The sequence below is a fragment of the Streptomyces sp. NPDC031274 genome, from assembly GCF_055570235.1.
This window is the reverse complement of record NZ_JBVIHP010000041.1, coordinates 25,512-45,629: the sequence shown is the minus strand read 5'-3', so window position 1 is coordinate 45,629 and position 20,118 is coordinate 25,512. Positions and strand designations below refer to the sequence as shown.

23 protein-coding genes are annotated in these 20,118 nt (G+C 68.5%); 18 read left to right on the top strand and 5 right to left on the bottom strand.

All coding sequences use genetic code 11. The features are described from left to right. Nucleotides 1-595: 595 nt before the first annotated feature. On the top strand, nt 596-1,387 hold the full coding sequence (locus tag ACZ5CR_RS41130; RefSeq protein ID WP_468867609.1) for a hypothetical protein: 792 nt from the start codon (nt 596-598) through the stop codon (nt 1,385-1,387). Between the two features lie 74 nt (nt 1,388-1,461). Here ACZ5CR_RS41130 and ACZ5CR_RS41125 read toward each other — a convergent pair whose 3' ends face one another. After that, complete coding sequence (locus tag ACZ5CR_RS41125; RefSeq protein WP_468867607.1) at nt 1,462-2,001, bottom strand: GNAT family N-acetyltransferase; 540 nt, start codon at nt 1,999-2,001, stop codon at nt 1,462-1,464. Beyond that, nucleotides 1,998-3,275, bottom strand: a complete 1,278-nt coding sequence (locus ACZ5CR_RS41120) for an XRE family transcriptional regulator (RefSeq protein ID WP_468867604.1) — start codon at nt 3,273-3,275, stop codon at nt 1,998-2,000. Before ACZ5CR_RS41120 ends, ACZ5CR_RS41125 begins: the two co-directional genes overlap by 4 nt. A 186-nt stretch (nt 3,276-3,461) precedes the next feature. Here ACZ5CR_RS41120 and ACZ5CR_RS41115 point away from each other — a divergent pair, with 186 nt between their 5' ends. The 3 genes from ACZ5CR_RS41115 (at nt 3,462) to ACZ5CR_RS41105 (ending at nt 5,697) form a co-directional block, all read left to right on the top strand. Further along, nucleotides 3,462-4,076, top strand: a complete 615-nt coding sequence (locus ACZ5CR_RS41115) for an ATP-binding protein (RefSeq protein WP_468867602.1) — start codon at nt 3,462-3,464, stop codon at nt 4,074-4,076. A 332-nt stretch (nt 4,077-4,408) separates the two neighbouring features. Further along, on the top strand, nt 4,409-4,543 hold the full coding sequence (locus ACZ5CR_RS41110; protein WP_468867600.1) for a hypothetical protein: 135 nt from the start codon (nt 4,409-4,411) through the stop codon (nt 4,541-4,543). Between the two features lie 53 nt (nt 4,544-4,596). After that, the gene (locus ACZ5CR_RS41105) at nt 4,597-5,697 is read left to right on the top strand and encodes a protein-L-isoaspartate O-methyltransferase family protein (protein WP_468867597.1); all 1,101 of its coding nucleotides are present in this window, start codon (nt 4,597-4,599) and stop codon (nt 5,695-5,697) included. A gap of 23 nt (nt 5,698-5,720) precedes the next feature. On the opposite strand, the gene ACZ5CR_RS41100 is transcribed toward ACZ5CR_RS41105, so the two are convergent. Beyond that, nucleotides 5,721-5,912, bottom strand: coding sequence for a hypothetical protein (locus ACZ5CR_RS41100; protein ID WP_468867595.1), 192 nt, complete (start codon nt 5,910-5,912; stop codon nt 5,721-5,723). A gap of 160 nt (nt 5,913-6,072) precedes the next feature. Between ACZ5CR_RS41100 and ACZ5CR_RS41095 the strand changes: the two genes are divergently transcribed. The 6 genes from ACZ5CR_RS41095 to ACZ5CR_RS41070 all read left to right on the top strand — a co-directional run bounded on the left by ACZ5CR_RS41095 (nt 6,073) and on the right by ACZ5CR_RS41070 (nt 9,737). Further along, the gene (locus ACZ5CR_RS41095; RefSeq protein ID WP_468867592.1) at nt 6,073-6,357 is read left to right on the top strand and encodes a hypothetical protein; all 285 of its coding nucleotides are present in this window, start codon (nt 6,073-6,075) and stop codon (nt 6,355-6,357) included. A 123-nt stretch (nt 6,358-6,480) separates the two neighbouring features. Further along, nucleotides 6,481-6,723 carry a hypothetical protein gene (locus ACZ5CR_RS41090; protein ID WP_468867590.1) on the top strand — a complete coding sequence of 81 codons (243 nt, stop codon included), beginning with the start codon at nt 6,481-6,483 and terminating at the stop codon, nt 6,721-6,723. 109 nt (nt 6,724-6,832) lie between these two features. Next, entirely contained in the window at nt 6,833-7,375 is a 543-nt protein-coding gene (locus ACZ5CR_RS41085) for a hypothetical protein (RefSeq protein ID WP_468867588.1), read from the top strand. Between the two features lie 411 nt (nt 7,376-7,786). Beyond that, nucleotides 7,787-8,002: a hypothetical protein gene (locus ACZ5CR_RS41080; RefSeq protein WP_468867586.1), complete on the top strand. Its 216-nt coding sequence runs from the start codon at nt 7,787-7,789 to the stop codon at nt 8,000-8,002. After that, nucleotides 7,999-8,910 carry a helix-turn-helix domain-containing protein gene (locus tag ACZ5CR_RS41075; RefSeq protein ID WP_468867584.1) on the top strand — a complete coding sequence of 304 codons (912 nt, stop codon included), beginning with the start codon at nt 7,999-8,001 and terminating at the stop codon, nt 8,908-8,910. Before ACZ5CR_RS41080 ends, ACZ5CR_RS41075 begins: the two co-directional genes overlap by 4 nt. Further along, nucleotides 8,907-9,737, top strand: coding sequence for a hypothetical protein (locus ACZ5CR_RS41070; protein WP_468867581.1), 831 nt, complete (start codon nt 8,907-8,909; stop codon nt 9,735-9,737). Before ACZ5CR_RS41075 ends, ACZ5CR_RS41070 begins: the two co-directional genes overlap by 4 nt. A gap of 796 nt (nt 9,738-10,533) precedes the next feature. Here the strand turns inward: ACZ5CR_RS41070 and ACZ5CR_RS41065 are convergent. Both ACZ5CR_RS41065 and ACZ5CR_RS41060 read right to left on the bottom strand, forming a co-directional pair. Then, a complete protein-coding gene (locus ACZ5CR_RS41065) occupies nt 10,534-10,761 on the bottom strand; it encodes a hypothetical protein (protein WP_468867579.1) in 228 nt (75 codons plus the stop codon). 394 nt (nt 10,762-11,155) lie between these two features. Continuing rightward, nucleotides 11,156-11,659 carry a ricin-type beta-trefoil lectin domain protein gene (locus ACZ5CR_RS41060; protein ID WP_468867578.1) on the bottom strand — a complete coding sequence of 168 codons (504 nt, stop codon included), beginning with the start codon at nt 11,657-11,659 and terminating at the stop codon, nt 11,156-11,158. Between the two features lie 266 nt (nt 11,660-11,925). Here ACZ5CR_RS41060 and ACZ5CR_RS41055 point away from each other — a divergent pair, with 266 nt between their 5' ends. The 8 genes from ACZ5CR_RS41055 to ACZ5CR_RS41020 all read left to right on the top strand — a co-directional run bounded on the left by ACZ5CR_RS41055 (nt 11,926) and on the right by ACZ5CR_RS41020 (nt 19,887). Beyond that, nucleotides 11,926-12,054, top strand: a complete 129-nt coding sequence (locus ACZ5CR_RS41055) for a hypothetical protein (protein ID WP_468867575.1) — start codon at nt 11,926-11,928, stop codon at nt 12,052-12,054. Further along, the gene (locus tag ACZ5CR_RS41050) at nt 12,051-12,731 is read left to right on the top strand and encodes a hypothetical protein (protein ID WP_468867573.1); all 681 of its coding nucleotides are present in this window, start codon (nt 12,051-12,053) and stop codon (nt 12,729-12,731) included. The genes ACZ5CR_RS41055 and ACZ5CR_RS41050 overlap by 4 nt, the downstream gene beginning before the upstream one ends. 142 nt (nt 12,732-12,873) lie before the next feature. Then, nucleotides 12,874-13,212, top strand: coding sequence for a hypothetical protein (locus ACZ5CR_RS41045; protein WP_468867571.1), 339 nt, complete (start codon nt 12,874-12,876; stop codon nt 13,210-13,212). 308 nt (nt 13,213-13,520) lie between these two features. Further along, complete coding sequence (locus ACZ5CR_RS41040) at nt 13,521-14,732, top strand: IS110 family RNA-guided transposase (RefSeq protein WP_468867568.1); 1,212 nt, start codon at nt 13,521-13,523, stop codon at nt 14,730-14,732. A 202-nt stretch (nt 14,733-14,934) separates the two neighbouring features. After that, entirely contained in the window at nt 14,935-15,429 is a 495-nt protein-coding gene (locus ACZ5CR_RS41035; RefSeq protein ID WP_468867566.1) for a hypothetical protein, read from the top strand. Continuing rightward, nucleotides 15,426-17,675 carry a type IV secretory system conjugative DNA transfer family protein gene (locus ACZ5CR_RS41030; protein ID WP_468867563.1) on the top strand — a complete coding sequence of 750 codons (2,250 nt, stop codon included), beginning with the start codon at nt 15,426-15,428 and terminating at the stop codon, nt 17,673-17,675. Before ACZ5CR_RS41035 ends, ACZ5CR_RS41030 begins: the two co-directional genes overlap by 4 nt. Before the next feature lie 17 nt (nt 17,676-17,692). Further along, on the top strand, nt 17,693-18,652 hold the full coding sequence (locus tag ACZ5CR_RS41025; protein ID WP_468867561.1) for a replication-relaxation family protein: 960 nt from the start codon (nt 17,693-17,695) through the stop codon (nt 18,650-18,652). A gap of 611 nt (nt 18,653-19,263) precedes the next feature. After that, the gene (locus ACZ5CR_RS41020) at nt 19,264-19,887 is read left to right on the top strand and encodes a hypothetical protein (RefSeq protein ID WP_468867558.1); all 624 of its coding nucleotides are present in this window, start codon (nt 19,264-19,266) and stop codon (nt 19,885-19,887) included. Nucleotides 19,888-20,118: the final 231 nt, after the last annotated feature.

Here is a 20,118-nt window from a genome sequence, read left to right as displayed (position 1 = left end):
CGCATTGTCCCCCTGGCGGGGGCCGTCTGTGGAGTCGGCTGTCTGCTCATTTTCCCTCCACGGTCTTCTTCCCGGGGTTCCGGCTTCCGCTGCTCAGCCACCGCCGCACCTTTCGTCTTGATGACCTGGGATCACGCGTAGGGGGTGAGGGGGGACACTCCGGTGCCGGAGTACAGCTGGGGGGCAGTGCTGATCACGTGGAGCGCTTCGCCCTGGGACATTGCCTGCCAATACAGGGCGGCCGGGTGCACGACAGCCCAGCGGAGAGGTCACCAGTCGGACTGCGGATGCCCCGCCGCCGATCGGCAGCCACGGGCAAGCGCCTGCAGGCTGACTCCGATCAGCCAGCGCGTTGTGGCTTCCACACGCAAGGGGAGATGTTCCCTGCGTTGAACACCTCCCCTTGCTCAGGGCGCCAGCGTATGACGTCGTGATGTGGCCGCGCTGGATCACCGAGCACATCCGCCTTCTGCTTCCCTCTCTGCTGCGGCTGTCAATGCCCCGAACGGTGGGCATTGACCGCTCAACTCACGTCCCGGGTGACAGTTCGGCAAGAGCCTGAATGCAGTAGTGCCGACGGCGGATACTCGCGTTCATGACGCTGAGTGTGGGCCTGGATGCGAAGACTCAGAAGGCAGCCCTGGAGGGTGTGATGCCGTGGTTGGCGCCGACTGGTCTGGCAGCGGAGGCGCTGGCGAGGCTGGACCGGCCGCTGCTGGCCTGGATGCAGGATCCCGAGTTCCACATGTTCGACTCGGCGGCGCACTACGCCGGATTCGAAGACGAGCCGGGGGGCCTTTCCCGGCTGGAACGGAAGATCGCGAAGCTGCCGCCGCGCCCGGAATGGGCGATGGAACGAGTCTGGACGCCCGACGAGGAGACCGGCGAGGCGTACGAGAAGGCGTGCGTGACGATCGGAGGCCGCCGACTGCATCCTCGCGATCTCGACGCGTACACCACCATCGCCTACGAGCTCGCCGACCTCGCCGACCAGGACGAGGACTTCGACCCCAACGATGTGGAGAACGAGGCGGATCTCGTCCGTGGCGACCTGGAGACCGCGCTGTCCTGGGCTGCCGCCGGGGTCTGCGTCCTGCAGCAGTCGCTTCCCTACCCCTTCCGCGCCGTCCTGCCCTACGGCGAGCTCGACAACCGGCCCGCTCACCGCACGGTGTACGCCTACGCGAACCTGCTGAGCCTGAAGCATCCGCGCAAGGCCGGGACCTGGTTCACAGCCATGGTCTACTTCAGCCCGATGGACAACATGGGCGCCCGCTTCCTCGCCCCGAAAGGGCCCTCAGGCCGCCAGTCCGTCCTCGACGCCGCGCAGCAGCTCACTACGCTCGGCCTCGGCGACGATCTGGCAGGCGAAGGTGACACCTTGTGAAACGTGGTGACATCTGGACGCTCACGGACGGCCGCCACGTAGCTGGTCGCTTCGACCTTGTCGACCTCGCTTGGTCAGCGAGAAGGACGGACCATCACTGTGAGGACCGGTGAGGCCGCTGAGGGCTGGCTCTGCCCGATGTCCTCGTACCCCCACGACTGGTAGAGCGAGTGGACCTTGCCGTCACCGGCTGCCGTGTTGACCATGAGCGTCACGTACGGCTCGTCGCGACTGGCGAGCAGGGCGTCATGGATGCGCCGCGCGGTGCCTGTGCCCCGCCATGCGGGACTCACCCCGATTTCTTTCAATGCCACGGTCGGGCGCTGGGTGTACTTTGCCGCCGGCGCCGGGTTGGTGCGCTGCCAGTACCGGTCGCCGTGCTCGATCGTGTTGCCGTAGGCGTAGCCGACCGGCTGTCCGTCCGCGTAGGCAAGGACGGCCACGAACCCGGGCTCGGTGCCGTGCCGGTCCAGGCGTTCACCGAACACGGTGACCGCGTAGTTCGGCAGGTGCAGCAGCGGGGCACGCACCTCGGCGTACACGTCGAGCAGGTCGCCCCGGGCGGCGTCGAGTTCGGTGAACGTGCGGAGGTCGATCGTGGGTGCCGTGGTCATGTCGTGGCCCTCCAGGCGGCAGTGTGCTCGGTCCAGGCGTGTGCGGTGGAACTGCCCGGCGCAGTGGCGCGCAGCGCAGCCCCGAACTCCTGAAGCATCCTCGATACACGGGCGTGGTGGGTAGCGGCGTCCGGCGGTACGGACATCGCGGTGGCCGTGGCGGCGTCGGTTGCTCCTTGGGCGAGTTGGGCGTGGGCGAGGCGGCTGGTGGTGATCGCCCGTGACCGGCGCATGTACGGCCGAAGGGCGGCCAGGCTGCGGTGCGCGTGGTATTCGGCGGTGGGGTAGTCCCCGAGGGACAAGTGGGCCGAGAGGGCAAGGGAGTGCAGCTCGGCCTCGTCGTAGAAGGCGAGCAGCCACACGGGACGGTAGGCACCCGGGTCGGCGCGGTCCATGGCGTTCTGTGCTTGATCGAAAGCGCGGTGCAGGCCATTGCGGTCCTGCACGACGCCCTGGATGGCCATCTGACGGGCCGTGCCCAGCGAGGCGAACAGGGGGTCGCGGCGCGTGATGTACAGGCCCCGGGCGACGTCGTTGGCGGCGAAGGCGTCGGCGGGACGCCCCATGTGCCGGTACAGGCTGCCCGCGTGCGACCAGATGCGGAACTTGATCGCCTGGTCGCCGGAGAGCTCGGCCAGAGCCTGGGCCTCGCGCATGTGCCCGATCGCCTCGGTGTAGCGGCGGCCGTCGATCGCCGCCCACATCGCGGACGACCGGAAGGAGGCAGCGCATGCGTACAGGCTGCTGCGTACCCGCTGGGTCGCGCTGCCCGAGTTCTGGAGGTTCAGCGCTTCGGTGGCAAGGGCCACGGCGCGCCGCTCGATGGCGGGATTCCCACCGTGGCGGTGGTCGCTGGCGATGACGTCGGCAAACGTGAGCTGTAAGCGCTCGACGTCGCTCATGCCGATGCGGCGGGCCGCAGCGTTTCCGGGAGCGGCTGCGGCGGCCACTGCCGCAACTCCGCCAACGACGATGGTGCGGCGCTTCATGGGGTCCTCCTGCGGTGGGGCGGGGGCGGACTGAACCCGGCCCCGCGGCACGAACCCTAGAGCGACAGCGGGCAGTCCGGTGACATCCTCCAACGCCCGACGTGTGGCCGCGTTGGGCCAGCGGGCGCGCCCCGAGCGCCACTCCCGGACCGTGCGGCCGTCGAACCTGCCGGGGTGCCCGGTGAGGCGCTCCAGGGCTGAATTCAGCTCGCGCGACAGGCTGCTGGAGCTGTGGCCGTGCTCGTCCATCCACGCCTCAAGGGCCACGTTGCGCGTGGTGTCCATAACCGCACCGTAGACCCCTGCACACGAACCGTCAGGTAAACGAGTCGTCAAAACCCCCTAGGGGAGACACCGTGATGACGCCGCCTAGCTCCTAACCCCCCTACCCGCTACCGGCGTTACCTGGTGCGTACGGCCCCACCGGGCCCCCATCCGGGGCGCGGCACTGTCCCCACCCAAGGTGTGATCATGACCATGGCAGCAGCCAGACAGCCAGAGCACCCGGGCTACGACGTCACGCTGGCCAAGGCCGAGCAGACCGCAGGCGAGGCCCGGCGTCTGGTCCGCACCGCCTACAAGGCGTGGGGCGTGGAGGACTACGCCGATGCGGCACAGCTGGTGATCTCCGAGCTCGTCGCCAATGCCGTGCGCCACGCAGACGGGGACTCAATCAGCGTCATCGTCCAGCCCCCGCACATCGACCGTCTGCTGGTTGCCGTCGAGGACTCGTCGCCTGACCTGCCGGTCGTGTGCGCCCCGCACACCGACGACTTAGGCGGCCGCGGGCTGCTCCTGATCGACGCGCTCACCGAGCACTGGGACGTCACCCGCCTCCCCGGCGGCAAGCGCGTCTGGGCCCTGCTGGCGGTCAAAACCGGAGGAGCAGCGGTGAGCGCCGCACCGCGCCCACAGGTGGGCGACGAGGTCGAGTACGCGCCCCACTGCCGGGCCGTCCTTGCCGATCTCCACGACGGGGTGCCGCTCCTGCGCGGGCCGGGCGGTCTGGAGTGGACGGCCGCCGACCCCGAAGGGCTACGCGTGACCCGTACGCGTGCCGAGCGCATCGCGGCGGCAGAGTCGTGAAGGTCCGCCGTAGTTCTCGCCTTTGTCTCAGCGGCCGCGCCCAGTGGCTCCCCCGTACCGGCCAGCTGACTCAAGCCGTCAGCCGACCACCAGATGAGACCGCACCTGCCGGTGCGGCCAGTTCCGGCGGCGCGTGGCGCGCACGCTCCCATGCGCCGCTGGTTCAGCTCCCGCCCCTTTGGTCAGGGGCGGGAGGTCTGGAGGCGTCCCCCGTCGCCGCCGGGTCACCGGCTGCTCCCCTTCCCGTGAAGGGGAGCAGCCACAAGCCCTCCGGGTCCGGCTCGTTCAGCTGGCCCGGCAGGCACGCACCATTCAGTGAGAAGGAGCGAACCATGCCCGTCACCACAGCAGCAGTACTCGCGGGCCTCCCCGGGGAGCCCTGGCCCGGCCCGCAGGACCCGCCCAGCCCTGATGGCGGCCCCGGCATTGGCAAGGCGCGCAAGCCCGATGGGGCAGCAGCGGCGTGAGGACGGCCGCGTATCAGGAGCGCCCCAGCCGTACCGGGCTGGGGCGTCTGCTCATGTCTGCGGGCGCCCTCACTGCCGAGTGGGCGCCCACGTTCGCGGCCGTCGACCGAGCCGCTTTCCTGCCCGATGTCATCTGGCCCTACGACATGGACAGCGGCCAGAGCCTCACCATCGACCGCCGGGAGAACCCACGCGCCTGGTACGGGCACGCCGATATGGACATCCCGATCGTCACGCAGTGGGACGACGGCCACCACCAGGGCCCGGGCCCCGGAAAGGTTTCCACGTCCTCCAGCTCGATGCCCTCGGTCGTCTACCGGCTGCTGGCCGATCTCGACGTACAGCCGGGCATGAGCGTCTTCGACGGTGGTTCCGGCAGCGGTGAGACCGCCGCTGCCCTCACCCACCGGCTCGGCCACGGCGCCGTCACCACCGCCGAGGTCGACCCCGCGGTGGCCCGTGCGGCCCGCGAGCGGCTAGGCGGCATGGGCTTGCGCCCGCAGTTCGTAGAGGGGGATGCCACCGCCCACGTCGTCGGTGCCTTCGACCGGGTCCTGATCACGTTCGGACTGCGGGACTTCGGCCACCTGGTCCGCATCACGAAACCAGGCGGCGTGATCGTCGCCCCGTTTGGTACGCACTACAGCAACGCCGATGCCGTCGCCCGCCTGACGGTCCGCGGCGGCACCGCACAAGGTCACTTCGTGCGGCCCGTGGAGTTCATGAAGGCTCGCGCCCAGCGCGCCCCCGACATCGTGCACACGGACTTCGTCGCCAGCATCAGCGACGGCGACAAACGCACCGCCAGCGTCGGCGAAGGCGCCTTCACCACAGGCAAGTTCGACCCGGCGCACTGGGCGGTGAGCCTGCGCGTACGCGACGTCGTCAAGGTCGTCGCCGACAAACGCGACGGCGCCCGCCCCATCTGGCTCTACGGGCCCCGCGACAAGTCATGGGCCTGCGTCTTCTTCCGCGACGGCGTGGAAACCGTTGTATGGCAGCACGGGCCACGCCGCCTGTGGGACGAGGTAGACGCCGCGTTCGCCTGGTGGGTGGAGCGCGACCGGCCCGGACACGAGCGGTTCGGGCTGACCGTCGCCCCGGACGGCACCCGCGCGTGGCTCGACTCTCCGGCCAACTCCTGGCCGCTCTAGCCACCGGGCCGAGGTCGGGCGTCTCATCCCCGTGACGGCACCCTGGCGGCCAGGTTCGACAGCAGTCGGCCTGCAGCCTCGACGTCCGGCTGGCCGCCGTTCATCACCGCGGCCAGCACCCCGAGCAGCTCCTGTGCCTCGGCCAGCGACAGCACCGGCAGCAGCGGGGCCGGCGGGTCGTCGGCGGTCGGAACATCGGCAGCGAGATCGCTCATGCCCGGCACAACGAGAACATCCCCGGCCGGACACCGCAGCCTGCTAATCCCGTGTTACCCGACCGGGCGGGCGGCCGGGCGGTACCATCCGATTGTCAACCGCGAACTCATCTGGATTCAGATCCCCGAACTCAGTCGAGAACCGCAACGGGAGGACGGCATGAGCGACCAGCCATGGACCATCGAGTCCATTAGCGACGCCCTCGGCAACCCTGCCCTCGCCCAGCGCTTCCTCAGTGAGATCAACCGAGCGCCCGCGCATGAACTCCTCGGCGTCTTCGCCCGATGGGAGCGCGTGGCCAGGGACACCCTCGCCTCCGTACAACGCGGCCGCGAACTCGCCGCCTACGACGCCCGCGGCGAAGAGCCCCCCGGCGAATGGATCGACGTCACCGACCGCGTCCTGGCAGAGGCTGAGCGGGCGCGCGACCAAGGCGCTGCCTGACTCCAAAGAAGTCGCCCCCTCCACCCCCTGCACCCGCTACGGTGAGTCGTCTTAAAGTCACTGCCCGCCGTCCAGTGATTTCATCGCGTCCTTCGGGATGCCCGGAATCCAAGGAAACCAGTGATGCACCGGCTCAAGTACGACCCTGGGGTTGAAGCAGTTCACGACGCGCTCCCCGCGCAGGTCAGCGAGCAACTGAGCCAGGCACTCGCCGCCGCATGCCACGACCCCCTTGGCGCCACACAGCCTTACGGCGAAGAGGACGACCTCGTGCGGATGACCGTCACCGAACACGCCTTCGCAGTCCTGTTCATCGGCCACACCCTCAAGACCGTCACCGTTTTGCAGATCAGCTACCTCGGCTAGACGCGACATCGCCCCTGACCGGACACGGCGAATTCCAGGGGCCGAAGCAACACAGTGATCAACTGGGGACTTTGAGCGCCTGGTGCTGGAATGTGGCAAGGAGCGGCTGGTGCGCACACCGTGGGCGGTGCTCGCCGGCACCCTGTGCGTCAACGCCGGTCTGGGCTGGGGCAGTGTCCTGGGGCGGGCCCGCTTCGAGCCGCCCGCCATCGGAACGGAACTCCTCTCTGAGGACGGTGTTCCCGGCCCGGACAGTGAGCCACCGCCGTGGGGTGTATCGGTCGAGCGGGCGGTGCTCCTGGCCCGTGGCGAGAGTCTCGGCGATGTGGTGCCCGCTCTGCGCAGCGCTCCGTACGGACAGCAGGACATTGCCGTCACGTTCAGCTGCCTCGACTTCGGCAACCCTTCGATCCTGGACCACTATTGGTACGAGGACGAGCGCACTGTGCTGGCCTGCTTCGCTCTGGCTACGCCGCAGCAGCGGCCTCTGGAGGCGTACACCGGATGCCGGTCGGGCGGGGCGACGCACCCTGTCCAGACGTGCGTGGTCAACACCTTCAAGCACGGCGAGGGAACACCCTGCCCGGCCATCGAAACGGTCGCTGCCCGGCACTTCGGCCCTGCCCTGGCCAGCGGAGAGACCTGGGGGTGAGCCCCCTGGAGCCCGGCCGGTAGATGTGTCTGCGCTCGGTGAGGGGCGGGAGGAGGGCTGTTGGCCCCCTCGCGGCAAACAAGGGGGCCGTGTCCCGGACAGGGATCTTGCAGCCGGAGCGCGGTGCCGTGCTCCTTCCTTCCTCTATTGGGCCGTGGAGCGGCAGGGCGGCGCAAGCGGAAAGGGGAACATGGCCCTTTCCGGGCCATGGCGGGCATGAACGCGCGAAAGGTGACACGAATTCGCCCGTTCTGCCCGTCCTGTGGGCACTCGCATTGTTCCCGGATCACCAATGGTCGCCTCGCGGCCCTTGGCCGCGTTCCATGCTGAGGCTGGCTTCTCGATCTGGGGGACGCGGCAAACGTCCGAGGAGCCTTCAAACGGACTAGGAAACGCAGTCAAAGGAAGCCCATGTCAGGCAGAACTGCCGTTGTCGTAACGGCGATCGTGTCACTCGTCGCACTCTGCGCGGTGATGATCGCGATGGGACAGACCGCCGCCGCGGCCATCACCCTCATCCCGTCCATCGCGCTCGGCGTCCAACAGATCTTCCAGGCCTACACCCAGCACGCCGAATCCCCTCGCACGGCCGCCGGTCCGCGCGACGGTGAGGAGCACCAGCGGTGACTCTGCCGATGCCGCCGACCGGGCCGGGAGACCCGGCGCAGCCCAGAGCGGGCCGCAAGCTGGGGCCGATCGACGCCGATGCGGGCCCGGCCCACCGGGCCTGGCTGGAGCCGCTGCGTGAGACCTACCAGGCCAGCGGCATGACCTTCGCCCAGCTCGGCCGCAACGCAGGCTGGTCCCGCTCAAAGATCAGCGAACTACTGCGCGCGGTGGGCCGCTACCCCCGCTGGGAGTGCCTGCGCGCCCTGCTCCAGGCCCTGGCCCTGCCCGACACCTCGGTCGTCGACCTGCGCGGTCAGTGGGTCCTGGCCGCGCTTGACCTGAACAAGCGCACCGTGTGGATCAACGGCTGTGTTGCCAAAGACTTCCCGCACCCGGACAGTGAGCGGCCCGTGCAATTCAGCGACTTCCAGGAGCGGCACCGCGAGACCTACATCCGCTACGCCCAGACGTTCCTGCGCAGCCCGACCGATGTACAGCGCACCGTCGACGCCACGTTCTTCCTGCTCCGCCTCGTCTGGGACAAAGACCCGTGCAGCACGAACCGCGCGCTGTTCTCCTGGCGCCGGCTGCGCGAGACCGTCCTGGAACGCGCCCCCCACCCCGATGGCTACCCCGACCTGGTGGAAGCCGCCTTCGACTCCATCGCCCTGCGCCAGGCCCACGACCATGCCACCGAGCTGCACCAGGTCGAGGAGTCCATGAGCCTGTTACACGCAGTACGCCGCCTGCCGCCCGATCAGCTCGACGTGGTCGTCCTGATGCACCTGCGCGGCATGCAGGACCTTGATGTCGCCAAAGTCCTGGGCCGTTCCGTGGGCCTGGTCGGCTCTACCGAACGCCACGCCAAACACAGTCTGAACGCCTTCCTCTTCCCCAACCGTTCCACCCCGGAGGGACCACGGTGACCTCACCCATCGACGACCTTCTCGCCAGAGCCCGCCTCATCGACGCCCCCCACACCCCTCCCAGTACACGGTGCACGCACGACACCGCACCAGAGCCCTGGAACCTCCAATCCGCCCGCCGGCACGCACGAGGAGACGACCGGAACCGCCAGGCCACCGCAGACCTGCGCATCCTGTGCGAAACCGTCGCCACCCGCGCCGCGCTCGACATCCTCAGCCGCGGCTTCCTCACCCATACGGTGCCCGCCGAACCAGACGCCGCCCGCGTGCTGGGCTGCCTCCTCCAACTCGGCCAAGCTGGTGACGCCGCTCGGTTCTGGTGGCAATTCGCCGGCGGCGCGGGCGACCACACCGCCGCCTACTGTCTCGCCCTCCAGCACCGCTCGCAGGGGGAAGAGACCGCCGCCGCCTGGTGGCTCGAACAGATCCCCGGCGCCACCGAACCCGACACACACGTACGCGCCATGCCCGGCCAGGTTCCCGTCATCGAACGGCCCGCGAGCCTGCCCACCACCCTGCGCATCCTGCGCAGGCTCAGACCCGACCGCCGCTTCCGCTCCCGCCAGCCCGTCATCGCCGCAGTCGTGGACTATGTCGTCTCCGCCATCAGATACGTCGACGACGACCTGGAACTTCCCCTGCCCGGGCCCGAATTCCCCGCCCGGATCCGCTCCTTGACCAACCCCGGGGCCCCGCATCCGGCCTCCGCCACTCCCCCGGTTCTCCAGCCAGACCCAGATCCCCTGCCTGCCCGCCACCGCGGCGGAACAGCCATCCGCTCCGTCCAGCGCCACACCGACGACTGGAACATCTGCGCTTCCACATAGCCGCCCGCGACGCTGGCTCGCCTACCGCGGGCGAGGCCGGGGACATCCCGACGCCCCGGCCTCGCCCAGGTACGGCTCCCGCCCCCTTGTGCCGTGGTCAGAGGGGTGTCCCATCCTCTTCCCGTCGAGCCCGGAGATGATGGGGCACAACGGAAAGCGATCAGGGCCGGGACGGGGCGGGGCGAGCCGCCCTTCGGCGCACTACGGGGCCCTGCCGCCGCGTTGCGTGTTCCGCGCCGCGTAGCCCCTCACTCCCGCGACGGCACCCTGGTAGCCAGGTTCGACAGCAGTTCCTCGGCAGCCTGGACGTCCACCTGGCTCCCGATCACCACCGCTGCGAGCACACCCAACACATCGTGCGCCTCGTGCGGCGTCCGTCACCTTGACGTGTCGTACTGGCAGGTCGGCGGATACTACGGCTCGGACCGCGCCATCGACGTGAAACGCTTCTACGACGACTTCGTCATCCCCTGCTCCTTCAACTAAACAAGCGAACCGCTCCAGCTCCGGGCGCATAGGCACTTCGGGGACTGTCCCCAGGCGGCGTGCTCACCAGTCAGAAATTCCACCACCAGTGGGAAGACCGGCGCGACACCTCCCTCCTCGTGTGTCGACACGCACACGGTCTTGCCCTCGAACGCCGTCGAGATCAGGAACGTGTCGCCACGTCCGCCTGGGCGAAGGTGGATGCGGCCGTCAGTGCGGTACTGGCGGCCTTCTGAACGCGCACTCATCCTTCTGCTGATCTGGTAACCCAGCGGGTGGGGCACCAGTTTTCGCGGGGCTGGGACAGCCCTTAGCCTTCTCCGGCAAGGGGTTCTTTGACGACCTTGCTGAGCAGCTCACGCGTCTGCTTGTTGAAGACGTCGACGAAGCCGTCGTCGAGGGCATCGGCCTTCTCGCCGTTGACGGCCGGGGGTGAGTCGGATGCGGGCCTGGTCGGCTCGCTCTCATGGGCCTGTGCGACACCGGAGAAGGACAGGGCCGCTCCGGTGAGGGCGACAGCGGCCAAGACGCGCTTCATGTTACTCATGGCCCGCCAACGATCACAGTCATGGCAGGTCACGGTAGTGACAGGGGGCTTGACCGGGAAGGGCCGGACAGCATCCTCGTTTAGGGCGTCGCATTCCCCTCTGGACCATGGCACGTAACCTGCGGCCGGGCGGCGGACTTAGACGCAGTGATCCGCTTCAGCGATCGTGATCCCCGAGGCCAAAGCCGCGGGTGTCAGTAGCTCCACCGGACACAGTTCAGCGGCCAGCCACTCGGCCAGCCGCTCTTGGTCGTCCTCGGTGTTCGCCCGGAACCCGTACGCCTCCCGAATCCCCTTGCGATGCCGCTAACAACGGATTAGCTATACGAGAACAGGGCCAAACCGATCGCACAGGGATGCGGCACGGTTCTTCCCCGGTCACGGTCTAGAACGGCCGGACATCCCACCTCTGCGTGGAATCGGTGTCGTCGCAATCTTCGAGCGTGACGTTGTTTTCGCTCGTCAGGTCGGTGAGGCAGGAACTGAGGTAGGCGCCGTTGGACAGCTGCAGGCTTTCGAACTGGGTGGTGCGGTTGTCGACGCTCCACGACGTCTGGTCCCCGTTGTCCTCGCACCGGTCCCGGCTGAGCCCACTCTCGCTGTCGGCAGAGAGGCAACCAGTACTCCAGAGGATCTTCGCCGAATTGAAGCCCCCGTCCGGACTCGTGTACCGCTGCAGCATGAGGCGCTGGCCGTCATGGTTCGCGCAGTCGGTCGCGTGCGCGAGGTCTCCGGCCTCCATTTGCAGGCACCGCCCCGTCGCCTTGTTCACGAGGCGTACAGGCCCGTACTGGTCGTCGGCCTGAGCTGTCGTGGCGGTACCAGCGAGCAGGGCTACGGCCACAGCGGTGATAGCGGCGCGCCAACGTGCCTGGTGGGTTCGGCTCATGTGGGTGGTTCCTTTCAAGTGCGGACAGAGCGCTGAAGCGGATCACTGTGTCTAAGCCCGCTGCCCGGCCGCAGGTTACGGGTCATGATCCGCGCGCAGGCACCACCGAGACCGGTCGGTTCTCCCGAGTGGCACTCCCCACCAAAGACGAGGGGCCATGGTCCGCGAGTACGGATCAACCGTGCTCGATTCGCAGTGGAAGCAACAGCTCGCAATGGGCGAGAGAACAGGAGGTCGCCACAGGGCATGCGGCCCCACCGAAATCCTTGCCCGCGAACTCCGCGACCGGCGGCCGCCAGGTCGAAGTCGAGCACCTCCACACACACCTGCCGCGCGTCCTCAAGACGCCCGCCGGCACCCGCACCGCCTACCCCGAGCAGGAGACCGCCCGATGATCCGTCGCATGTTCAGCCGCTGCGCCACCACATCCAGCACCGTCCCACCCGAGGACCAGGCCGTCGTCGACCAGTTCCGCGCGATGCTCGCCGCCGTACGTGACCCGGAGCCCTGGACGCCCGACCGCGCCCAGGACGTCAGCCGCCTCATCCACGACGCCCTCACCCGGATTGAGTCCACCGGCCTGAGATCCGCGCCCCAGGCGGCCGCGTACGCCCAACTGCTGTGCACCACCTCCTACACCGCTGCCCGCGCGGGCGACCGCACCCAGGCCCTAGCCACGATCGAAGAGGCCACCCGCGCGGCTCGCCACCTCCCCGACACTGCGCCAGTGGGGCGACTATTCTCCATCACCCCGTCCGCAGTCACCCTGTACTCCGTCGGCGTCCACTGGGCGCTCGGCGACGCGGGCACCGCGCTGGAGACCGGCCGCCACCTGCGCGATGATCAGTTCCCCACCGCGGAGCGCCGGGCCCGCAAGCACACCGACTTCGCCCGCGCCTGGTGGCTCCTGGACAAGCCCGAGCAGACAGCGCGCTACCTGCTGCCCGCCCACCGCTACTCCGCCGCCGAGGTGCGGGAACGTCCCGCCATCCGACAGATCGTCACCGGCCTCACCGAACGCCACCGGCACGTGACCGGTGTCCGTGAACTGGCGGCCGCCACCAACATGTAGACGACGTTGCGCCCACGGTTGCTGCCCCGCACCGCCGAAGGCCGGCTGCCGGGATGAGGTAGCCAGAAGGGCTGCCCACCTGCGACCGGCGCTGACACACTCGGCACGTTGTGATGCCTACCGAGCGCCGACGGAGGATGTCTTGAGCCAGCCGGAGCAGCCCTGGCTGCCGGGCCCGAACGATCTGCCATTCACCACTCACCTGATCAACCCGCACGGCGACCGGCACCTCGGCTTCAACGACGCCGACGGCCGCTTCTACCGCCTGTGGCAGCACCGCCCGCCTGAGCCGCTGCATACCGGCGAGGCGATCCTGTTGCGTCCGAGCGACGTCGACCAGATCATCAAGTTCGCCATGCTCTGGGCTACGCGCCATGCGGCCGTCCCGCGCAGCGACGCTCTGATCGATGAAGTCGCCGCCGGAGCCAAGGCCGTCGTGATGCACTTCGCCCAGGCCGCCCAGGCGCCAGTACAGCGTTAAGCCCTTCCCGCCCCGAACATTTCTTGCTCTTGGATGTCACAACCCGCGGCGAGGAGCAGTCGCACAAGTCAGCCCCCCCATTACCTTCTTCGTAGCCCCGCAACGGGGTTACCGGTCTTCGGAGTTGGCATGACTGCCTCCCCTTGTCGAACGGATGGCCTGGGGGGTGATGTCACCGGCTCCGGAGGCACTGACAGACCGCTGATTAGGGGCATGACCACCGGCCTTTTCGCAGGTCGGGAGGCTCTTCGTAATGTGGATGTGGCGATCAGTGCCGTGGCAGGGCCGGGTGAAAACAGCACCGAAGGATGCCCGACGTGATCGATACCAGCAGCATCGACGTCTACCTCGGCCTGGACGTCGGCAAGGGCGAACACCACGCCACCGCACTGACCCCCACCGGCAAGAAGACCTTCGACAAGCGGCTACCCAACAGCGAGCCCAAACTCCGCGAGGTCTTCGCCAAACTGCAGGCCAAGCACGGCACCGTGCTCGTGATCGTTGACCAGGTCGCCTCCATCGGAGCCCTGCCGCTGACCGTCGCCCGCGACCTGGGCTGCCACGTCGCCTATCTGCAGGGCCTCACGATGCGGCGGATCGCCGATCTCTATCCCGGCGAGGCCAAGACCGACGCGAAAGACGCGTTCATCATCGCCGACGCGGCCCGGGCGATGCCGCACACGCTGCGCTCGGTCAACCTCGACGACGACACGATCGCCGAGCTCCAGATGATCGTCGGGTTCGACGACGACCTCGCCGCCGAAGCGACGCGACTGTCCAACCGGCTCCGCGGCCTGTTCACCCAGATCCACCCGCACCTGGAACGGGTCCTGGGACCGCGCATGCAGCACCCGGCCGTGCTCAAAATCCTGGACCAGTTCGGCTCTCCGGCCCAGATCCGCAAGGCCGGACGCCGACGACTGGTCACCCTGATCCGCCCGAAAGCCCCACGGATGGCCGAGCGACTGATCGAGGACGTCTTCACCGCGCTGGACGAACAGACCGTCGTCGTCCCGGGCACCGACGCGGCCGCACTGATCGTCCCCAGCCTCGCCAACTCACTCCAGGCAGTACTTGACCAACGCAAACTGCTGGCCCACCGGATCGAGGAACTGCTGGAGGCCCACCCTCTTTCCAAGGTCCTGATGTCGATGCCCGGTATCGGCATCAGGACCGGCGCCCGCATCCTCATCGACGTCGGCGACGGCACCCGTTTCCCCAGCGCCGCACACCTCGCGGCCTACGCCGGCCTCGCCCCAGCGACCCGCAGCTCGGGCTCCTCCATCCGCGGCGAACAACCCTCCCGCAGAGGAAAAAAACAGCTCAAACGCGCCTTCTTCCTCTCCGCGTTCGCCGCCCTGGCCGACCCGACCTCCCGGACCTACTACGACAAGAAGATCGCCCAGGGCAAACACCACACCCAAGCCCTCCTCTGCCTCGCCCGCCGCCGAGCCGACGTCCTCTTCGCGATGCTCCGCGACGGCACCTTCTACCAAGCCCAACCCGCCCCAACCCCTTGACCAAAGTCATAGGGCCCCATGAAACACGCCCAAACATGGAGCGGTACCACTCGGCGAGACCCGTAGCTATGACCAGGTCAGTTGACTGATCTCGCGCCCTCCGAACATTTCTTGTCCTTGCCTGTCACATCCCGCGCATCGCGGGTCCCCTTCCCGAAGTACAGGCGGCGTTCGTCGCCGCGTACTGAAGGGAGGCACAGTAATGATCAGCGATGTAGTGCCCCAGGGAGTGGACGCTGGGGCAGGGTTCGGGATCGTCGCGGACGCGGTGGCCTCGCATGCGGGCTGGATCATCTCTGCGGGCGCGGTCGCGCTGCTCTGCTGGGCGGCCTCGGCTGCCTGGTGGCGGCGTCGGGCCGTGCGGGCGTTGGCCGAGCGGAGCAGCTTCAGGATGGTGCCGGCGGCATCGTTCGATCCGAAACTGGCCGACGTCGGGCAGGCTGCGGCCCGGTTGGGCCAGGCGCGAGCGACCGCGGGGCCGATCCCGCAGCGAGCTGCAGCGACACGCATCTGGATGACGGCCGGAACTGATGGACAGCTGGAGTACGGGTGGGAAGGACCGGAGCGGGCAGCGAGCGTGCTGCGGCTGGCCGGCTATCGGCAGGTCGAGGTCCTGGCCGCCGATGCCGCTCGCGGCCGCTCGGCCGGGGTCCGGTTCGAGGGCGTCGCGCCGCTGGCTGAGCGGGGTGGCTGGTGAGCACGGTCGTCCTGGCCAAGGACGACGTCAACGCGCCGCCGATAGAGGATGCGGTGCAGGTGCCGGGCGGGCAGTTGTATGTGGCGCGGGCTGAGCTGGTGCTGGCCCGTGCTGATCATCGGGCGCTGGGCAGCCCGGTCTTGAACCCCGATCCCCTGGAGCAACTGGCGGCGGCGTTCGCCGAGGTCCGCACGCAAGACGGGGAGGAGGCCGATCTTGTTGTCGATCTGCTGTCTGTGGCGGATGGCCGCGTGGCGCGCCGTCGGCGTCGCCTGATCGCGCGGGCTACGCGGCGCGGTCCCAGCGCGTTCGGCGAACAGCTGGAGGGCAGCCGCCCGAGCAGCGGCGGCGGTGCCGGGATCTGGGAGGTCCTGAACGGCACGGCCTCGAAGTCCTCGCCGGGCCGGGCCCGGGTGCCGCGGCAGACGGACCTCGCCGAGGGGGTGGGCAAGTTCGTGCCGGGCGCGGAGGTGTTCGCGGCGCAGGTGCTGGTGCGCTGCACGGCGCGGCATCCCGCGCGGGCGCGGGCGCGGCTGCATCAGGTGATGGCCGCTTTGCAGGCGTTGCGCGGGGAGAACCGGTTCGTGCCGGTCGGTCCTCGGGTGGGGATGTGGCGGCCGTACTCGAATGCGCTGTGGTTGCGAAACCGCTTCGACCTCCGGTTCACCCGCGGGGATTTCGCCCCGTCCCGGCGTAGTTGGGTGACGTGGCAGGAGGTCGCCGGACTGCTGAAGCCGCCGAGCGTGCACTGCACGGCGCAGAACGTGCTGCGCACCGGCGGGGTGGTGGCGCCCGCTCCGGCCGCGCTGCCCACCTGGACCGGTCAGGCCGATGTCCTGCCGCTGGGGAAGGTGACCGGCGCGGACGGCGTGCAGCGGATGGCGGGCGCGTACGCGGATGAGGTCCTCTTCGGCGCCTCGTTCGGCAAGTCCGGCTACGGCAAGACGGAGCAGGCGCTCGTGCAGTTCGCCGCGCGCGCCTATGCCGGTGATGGCGGCTGGTTCCTGGATCCCCACCGGGCGGCGTGGCAGCGCATCAAGCCCTACCTCGCCCATCCTGTGCTGGCCGGACGGGTGTGGGAGGTCGATCTGTCGCTGTCGCGCGATGAGGACCTGATGACGTGCTGGAACCTGCTGTCGATGGAGGGCCGGCGCCTCGACGAGGTGCAGGAAGTCGTCGGGGCGGTGGTCGGGGCGATCGCCTCCGCGCACAGCTGGGGCGAGCGCGCCACCCGGGCCCGCACCATCTTGTCCAACGCGGTCCGCACCCTGGCCGAGCTCTCCCACCTGATGGTGAAGGACGGGCATCCCGAGCTGCAGCCCACGATCTTCCAGATCTCCTCGCTGCTGGAAGACGAGGACTGGCGCGAGCAGGTCCTGGCCCACCTCCCGGCGAGCACCACGAAGTACTGGCGCCGCTCGTTTCCGAACGTCGAACCCAACGCTCTCAACACCGTCACCAACGTCCTCTACCGCATGAGCAACTCCCGCTCCCTCAAAGCCTTCCTCGGCTCGCCGCGCTCCGGCTACGACCTACGCCGAGCCATGGCCCACTCCGCGGTGGTGGGAGTCTGCCCCGGCGGGACCGGCGAAAGCGACGAGCTGATCTGCGCGCTCCTGCAGTTCGATCTGTTCCGCGAGGGAATGGCGCGCGCCAAGCTCACAGCCGACCAGCGCCCCGTCATGTGGGCGTTCGTGGACGAACTCACCGCGGTCGACGGCGCCTCGCACGGCTACGTCGCCAAGATCCTGGAGCAGCTGCGCAAGTACGGCGTGAAGTTCATGGGGATGACCCAGATGGCGATGCGGCTGTCCGACACCACCCGCCAGGCACTGCTGCAAAACCAGAGCTGGATCTCGGCGACGGGCGCCGACTTCGACGAGGCGTCCTTCCTCGCGAAACGTCTGCCGGGCCTGGACAGCCAGACCATCCAGCAGACCCCGCGCTACCACTACATCCAGTCCGTCGACCTGCGCGGCGAGCGCACCACCCCCTTCCGCGTGGAAGGCGTGGCCGTCACCGACGTGTTCGCCGACTACTACAACCCCGACGGACTGCCGGCACTCGACGCGGCCATCGACACCAACCTCAACCGCCGCCCCATCGGCGAGATCCTCGCCGACCTCGACGAGCTGGACGAGCAGATCACCGGCTACCTCGCCACGCGCTCCTCCCCCGCCGTCCGACGCAACCCCCGCGACGCGGGCCAAGACGTCGTGCACCGACTCCCCCGCCCCACTCCGTGAGAGAAGGAGACCTCTTCATGCCGACCGCCACCGCCACGCGCCCGGAGAGCCTGTCTCAGCTCGCCCAGGAGCTGCTGCCCGTCCTCTACACCCACCGGCTGCTGACCGCCGCCCAGCTCAACCGACTGCTGCGACCGAACTCCGCCAGTTCCCGCTACCTGCGCCGACAGCTCCAGGCCCTGCACACCCAGGGTCTGGCCGATGCGACGGTGCGCCGCCACAACCGCGCCGGCGAACTCCTCTGGTACGCCACCGCGCTGGGCGCCGACACTCTGGAAGCCGGGCAGGAACTGCCCTCCCGCGCCTACCGGATCACCCAGCAGGCCGCCGCAAGCGCCCTGCAAGAGCACACCCTGGCCATCAACGAGACCGGGCTGGCCATGGTGGAGCACGCACGCCAAGCCGGTGACGAATGCGGGCCACTGAGCTGGGACATGGAAGTCGTACACCGCGTCCGGGACGGCAACGCACGCCACGGCGATGAGGCGTGGCTGACCCCCGATGCCGTGCTGCGCTACACCCGCACCACCGGAGACGAGCGCCGGCTGCTGAACTTCTTCATCGAGGTCGACCGCACCACCATGAGCGTCGCCCGCCTCGCCGCGAAACTCCACGCCTACGCCCGCTACGCCACCTACATCCCCCAGCCCGCCCCCGGACGCAGCCGCCAGACCACGGCCGGCGACCTCGTCCAGGAGGCGTGGCGCGAGCGCTACCCGACTCTGCCCAGGATCCTGATCGTCCTCACCGGCGCCCCGGAATCAGTCCTGGCCCGACGCGCCTGGGATCTGCGCGCGCTGGCCGCAGCCGACACCCGTCTGCAGCGCGCGGTCTCACGCTCACCGATCCAGGCCGGCGTCACCAGCCTGCGCCTTCTCGCCGAGCACGGGCCATTCGCGCCCATCGTCACCCCACTCCTGGGCGAGGACGCCACCGCCACCGACGTACTCCTGGCCCGCTCCCCCGCTAGCGCATGAACCGCCCCGGCCCGAGAGGCCATCACTGATTGGAGACACATGCGCCTTCGACTACGCCGCCGCCCGCGTCCCGCGCCCTCAGCTGGGGGTTCTGCGCAGCCCACGGGGTGGGACCCGGCCCAGCATTCCTGCTCCGAAGTTGTAGACGGAATGCCGCCCCTCGGCTCACCACTCGTCACCGAACTCATCGCCCTGCACGCGCATACCCGTCACCTGGGCTGGCTCAGCAGTCGTGAGACCTGCCCCGAGCAGTACCGGAACCTCGCCCGGATTGCGCTGCAGGGCCTCCTGGAGGGATGGCAGCAGCAGACCGCAGGGGCTGGCCGTCTCGAGGATCTGCTGACGCCAGAAACGTCGGCGCCGCCGCGTGCAGAGGCACCTGTGCATAGGCACAGAGCAACTTGTCGACCTTCGTGATCCTTTGTGACCAGAAACGCCCCGAGTTGCGAACCTTTAAATTCCTTTCCCCGTTGGGAAGTTGTTGGGCATATGCGTAACCTCTTCGCTACGGATTGCATCACTGCAGCTGGACCAGGCTGCTCAGGCGTTCAGCGTGGCGCGTACGCCTACACAAGCGACTTGCTCGCAACACACCCGTACGGGGAGGCACCTTGAAGCGCGCTGAACGACCGTCGGAATATGCCGCTGTTCGCTTCCGAAATCAGACAGCAGCAGTAGGCGCTGCCCTGTGCGCGGCGCTTGCTCTGTCTGCATGTAGCTCGTCGGACGGCGACGGCGGCACGAAAGCCCCTGACGCCAAGTCGCCGGCGTCAAAGTCCTCCGCTCCCAGCACAACGTCCTCACCCAGTACGGACCCGGAGACCGCCGAGAAGAAGGCGGTCACGGACGCCTACGCGCGCATGTGGGACGAGCAGGTTAAGGCCTATGCCAAGGCGGATCCCAAAGGCACCGAGCTGTCGACATACAGCGCTGCGTTGGCTTATGCGCAGACGAAGAACGACCTCAAGGGCCTCAAGGAAAAGGGCATCGTCACGACCGGCGAGCCCAGCCACGAAGTCGAGGTGACCGGCATTAAGCCGGACAAGAAGGTTCCTTCGGCAGAACTGACCGACTGCCTGGACACCAGCGACTGGAAGTTCGTCTATCGCAAGTCCGGCAAAGCCGTAGCGATGCCTAAGGACAGGCTCAAGAGCTACGTGATGGAGATCCAGGCCGAGAAGTGGGGGAAGCAGTGGAAGATCGTCGTCGCAAAGCCACAGGACCGCGCCTGCTGAGTACGGCTATCGGCGCCGCGAGCGTACTGACTCTGCTGCCAGCTGCGGCCGTGGCCCAGCCCGTTTCTAGCGGCTGCACCAGCCCGAGCATCATGATCCGGTGTGAGGCCACGACGAATGGAACGCCAGCCGGAGAGTCATCCGGCTCTTCCGACAAGGGTCAGGGGAAGACCCGTGGAGGCGGTGGCAAGCCTTCGAAATGCGCAGTGGAACGCATGGAGGATCAGCCTC

Coding starts and splice junctions, on each gene's coding strand:
- ACZ5CR_RS41090 (WP_468867590.1), top strand. CDS start 6,481: ATGCACCGGCTCAAGTACGACCCTGGGGTTGAAGCAGTTCACGACGCG.
- ACZ5CR_RS41080 (WP_468867586.1), top strand. CDS start 7,787: ATGTCAGGCAGAACTGCCGTTGTCGTAACGGCGATCGTGTCACTCGTC.
- ACZ5CR_RS41025 (WP_468867561.1), top strand. CDS start 17,693: ATGCCGACCGCCACCGCCACGCGCCCGGAGAGCCTGTCTCAGCTCGCC.
- ACZ5CR_RS41110 (WP_468867600.1), top strand. CDS start 4,409: ATGCCCGTCACCACAGCAGCAGTACTCGCGGGCCTCCCCGGGGAGCCC.
- ACZ5CR_RS41120 (WP_468867604.1), bottom strand. CDS start 3,275: ATGGACACCACGCGCAACGTGGCCCTTGAGGCGTGGATGGACGAGCAC.
- ACZ5CR_RS41065 (WP_468867579.1), bottom strand. CDS start 10,761: ATGAAGCGCGTCTTGGCCGCTGTCGCCCTCACCGGAGCGGCCCTGTCC.
- ACZ5CR_RS41035 (WP_468867566.1), top strand. CDS start 14,935: ATGATCAGCGATGTAGTGCCCCAGGGAGTGGACGCTGGGGCAGGGTTC.
- ACZ5CR_RS41125 (WP_468867607.1), bottom strand. CDS start 2,001: ATGACCACGGCACCCACGATCGACCTCCGCACGTTCACCGAACTCGAC.
- ACZ5CR_RS41130 (WP_468867609.1), top strand. CDS start 596: ATGACGCTGAGTGTGGGCCTGGATGCGAAGACTCAGAAGGCAGCCCTG.
- ACZ5CR_RS41050 (WP_468867573.1), top strand. CDS start 12,051: ATGATCCGTCGCATGTTCAGCCGCTGCGCCACCACATCCAGCACCGTC.
- ACZ5CR_RS41105 (WP_468867597.1), top strand. CDS start 4,597: ATGTCTGCGGGCGCCCTCACTGCCGAGTGGGCGCCCACGTTCGCGGCC.
- ACZ5CR_RS41095 (WP_468867592.1), top strand. CDS start 6,073: ATGAGCGACCAGCCATGGACCATCGAGTCCATTAGCGACGCCCTCGGC.
- ACZ5CR_RS41060 (WP_468867578.1), bottom strand. CDS start 11,659: ATGAGCCGAACCCACCAGGCACGTTGGCGCGCCGCTATCACCGCTGTG.
- ACZ5CR_RS41115 (WP_468867602.1), top strand. CDS start 3,462: ATGACCATGGCAGCAGCCAGACAGCCAGAGCACCCGGGCTACGACGTC.
- ACZ5CR_RS41100 (WP_468867595.1), bottom strand. CDS start 5,912: ATGAGCGATCTCGCTGCCGATGTTCCGACCGCCGACGACCCGCCGGCC.
- ACZ5CR_RS41040 (WP_468867568.1), top strand. CDS start 13,521: ATGCCCGACGTGATCGATACCAGCAGCATCGACGTCTACCTCGGCCTG.